The 2,960-nt window shown below is 69.8% G+C and carries 4 protein-coding genes; all 4 read left to right on the top strand.

Annotated elements, in window-relative coordinates:
* A partial coding sequence (locus ACWDX9_RS61955) for a CHAT domain-containing protein (RefSeq protein WP_449973223.1) occupies positions 1–585 on the top strand: 585 nt, incomplete at its 5' end.
* A 110-nt stretch (positions 586–695) separates the two neighbouring features.
* Complete coding sequence (locus ACWDX9_RS61950; RefSeq protein ID WP_449973222.1) at positions 696–1,547, top strand: terpene synthase family protein; 852 nt, start codon at positions 696–698, stop codon at positions 1,545–1,547.
* A gap of 273 nt (positions 1,548–1,820) precedes the next feature.
* Positions 1,821–2,414, top strand: a complete 594-nt coding sequence (locus tag ACWDX9_RS61945) for a GTP-binding protein (protein WP_350734616.1) — start codon at positions 1,821–1,823, stop codon at positions 2,412–2,414.
* 24 nt (positions 2,415–2,438) lie between these two features.
* Positions 2,439–2,960 (top strand): Lrp/AsnC family transcriptional regulator (locus tag ACWDX9_RS61940; protein ID WP_449973221.1); only part of this gene is annotated, 522 nt, incomplete at its 3' end.

Genomic DNA, 2,960 nt, shown 5'->3' with positions numbered 1-2,960 from the left:
GCCAGGTCGGCGCCGCGCCCCGACGGCGGCCGCATCGTCCTCGTCCGCGGCCCGGGCGTCGCCCACGCCGACCGCGAGGTGCGCGAGATCGCCGGCCTGTACGCCCAGCCCGACAGTGACGTGCCCTGGGACGTGCCCTGGGACGTGTCCCTCCTCGAGGCGGGGCGGTCCACCGCGCCCGCGGTGCTGGCGGCCATCGACGGCAGCCTGCTCGCCCACCTGGCCGCGCACGGCACGTTCAGGGCTGACAGCCCGCTGTTCTCCTCGCTCCACCTCGACGACGGCCCCCTGACCGGCTACGACCTCGAACGCCTGCGCCGCGCCCCCCACCACCTCGTCCTGTCGAGCTGCGACTCCGGCCAGATGGCGGCCGTCGGCGCCGACGAGCTGCTGGGCCTGGCCACCGCCCTGCTCCGCCTCGGCACCGCCGGGATCGTCGCCAGCGTCGTCCCCGTGAACGACGAGACCGCCGTGCCCGTCATGCTCGGCCTGCACGACGGCCTGCGCCGCGGGCTCGGCCTGGCCGAGGCGCTCTGCCGGGCCAGGGGCGACGACGTGTCGTTCATCGCCATCGGGGCAGGCTGAACGGGCCATTGATGGGAAGCGCGCGATCATGAAACAATTCCCTAACAGATGGATATCGGGGTTTGGGGGACGGTCGCCCATGATCCGCGAGCTGATCGAGCGGCCTTAGGATGCCGGACGACGAGCTGGACGAGGCGTTCGAGCTCGGCAGGACGTGCGCGCTGGCCGCCGAATGCGGCAGGGACCTGCGGCGCTGCGCCCAGATGTACAGCGGGCTGTTCCCCGTGGCGGCCTTCGGCGCCGAGTCCTACGCCACCCTGACCCTGTCCACGGCCTTCAGCGCCCCCTGGGCCAGCGCCGAGCACCTGAAGGTGGCCAACCGGGCCGCCCTGTGGGTCCTGGCCGTGGACCGTCTCGTGGACCACACCGCCACCACCCGCGAGCAGGTAGACCGGCTGATCCGCGAATGCCTGTCGGTCGCCGACGGCGCCGTGCCCCGCTCGGCGGCGACCCGGTTCCTGGCCGACCTGCGGGACGAGCTGGGCACCGTGAAGGAGTTCGACGACCTGCGGTGGATCTGGCGCGACCAGCTCGCCGAGACGCTGACCGGCATGGGCAGGGCCTGGGCGTGGCGGGACACGCGGGCCGTGCTGACGCTGGAGCGCTTCCTCGACAACGCCGACAGCCGCGGCTCGTGCTTCGTGGACGTCTCGCACTGGATCTACACCGCCGACGACTGGGCCAGAACCCATCTGGACGACCTCCGGGCGGTCAGCAGGCAGGTCCAGCGCTACCTGCACCTGCTCGGCGACGTGGCCTCCTACCGCAGGGACATGAGCTGGGGCGACCTGAACGTCCTGGCGCTCGGCGTCAGCCGCGCCGAGGTCGTCGGGGCGATGGCCGCCCTGGCCCGCGAGGCCGCCGGGCTCATCGAGCCGGTACGGGCCGGCAGCCCCCGCACCGCCGCCTACCTGCGCAGACAGATAGGGTTCAACGCGGGTTTCGTCGGTATTTCGGGCTGAGGACCGGCCCGTTAAAGTGCTTGTCGGATTACCTGACACATTGGCTTGACACGTTGACCGTCAGATCCGCGAATAAGAGCGCGTCGCACGACAAACCGTGACATTTTGATTCTTGTAAAAGATTGCGGCTTGAGTGGAAAATGTGGCGTTGCTAGGGTGTCTGGATGCCAGGCATGTGGAGCGACCTTCTCAATACACCTTGACAGGTACCACTGACCACGGCACCTCAGGGGCGGGGTTGTGCATGCGCGGGAGAGGTACAGGCGGTGCTGGATGGAATTCGGTCGCTCTGACCGTTGGCGGCTGCCGACAGCGATCAAGATCCTGATCGCGGGTGGTTTCGGTGCGGGCAAGACCACCATGGTCGGTGCCGTGTCCGAAACCCGGCCATTGCGTACGGAAGAGGCGCTCACCCAGGTAGGGACCCACGTCGACGACCTGTCGGGCGTCGAGAGGAAGCTCACCACCACCGTGGCCATGGATTTCGGCCGCATCACCATCGCCAACGACTACATGCTCTACCTGTTCGGGACGCCCGGCCAGGAGCGGTTCTGGTTCGTGTGGGACGAGCTGGCCATGGGCGCTCTCGGCGCCGTCGTGCTGGCCGACACCCGCCGCCTCGACGACTGCTTCCCGGCCGTCGACTACTTCGAGAAGCGCGAGCAGCCGTTCATCGTGGCGCTCAACTGCTTCGAGGGCTCGAGGCCGTTCACGGTCGGCGAGGTGCGCTCGGCGATCGGCCTGGAGCCGGACATCCCCATCGTGCGCTGCGACGCCCGCAAGAAGGACTCGGGCCGGGAAGTGCTCATCACGCTCGTCGAGCACGCGATGCGCATGGGGGCCTCGCCCGTCGGGACCATGTCGTGACCATGACCGGCTAACCTTTTGGCGATGGAGGAGATCGACCGCCGGATCGTCACGCTGCTCGCCCGCGACGGCCGCATGAGCTTCACCGACCTGGCCAGGGAGACCGGGCTCTCGGTCTCGGCGGTGCACCAGCGCGTACGCCGCCTGGAAAAGCGCGGGGTCGTGCGCGGATACGCCGCGATCATCGACCATGAGGCGGTCGGGCTGCCGCTGACCGCGTTCGTGTCGATCAAGCCGATCGACCCGGCCGCGCCCGACGACGCCCCCGAGCGGCTGGCCCACCTGACGGCCATCGAGGCGTGCCACAGCGTGGCGGGCGACGAGAGCTACATCCTCAAGGTCCGGGTGGGCTCGCCGACGGCGCTGGAGGACCTGCTGCAGCAGATCCGCGCCTCGGCCAACGTCTCGACCCGCACCACGGTCGTGCTGAGCACCCCGTACGAGCACCGGGCCCCCGAGGTGGCCGGCCGCGGCGGGCCTGCGCTCCGGCCCCTCGGCGTCGGCTTTTCCGACGACGTACTCCTTCATCCCGGCGATGCCGGGCAT

The organism is Nonomuraea sp. NPDC003201, from assembly GCF_053590415.1.
Note: the sequence above shows the minus strand (reverse complement) of the source record. Positions and strands in the feature narration are given on the sequence as shown.

What these genes read in the sequence shown, in the direction of transcription:
- ACWDX9_RS61950 (WP_449973222.1), top strand. Translation starts at nt 696, where the DNA reads ATGCCGGACGACGAGCTGGACGAGGCGTTCGAGCTCGGCAGGACGTGC.
- ACWDX9_RS61945 (WP_350734616.1), top strand. Translation starts at nt 1,821, where the DNA reads ATGGAATTCGGTCGCTCTGACCGTTGGCGGCTGCCGACAGCGATCAAG.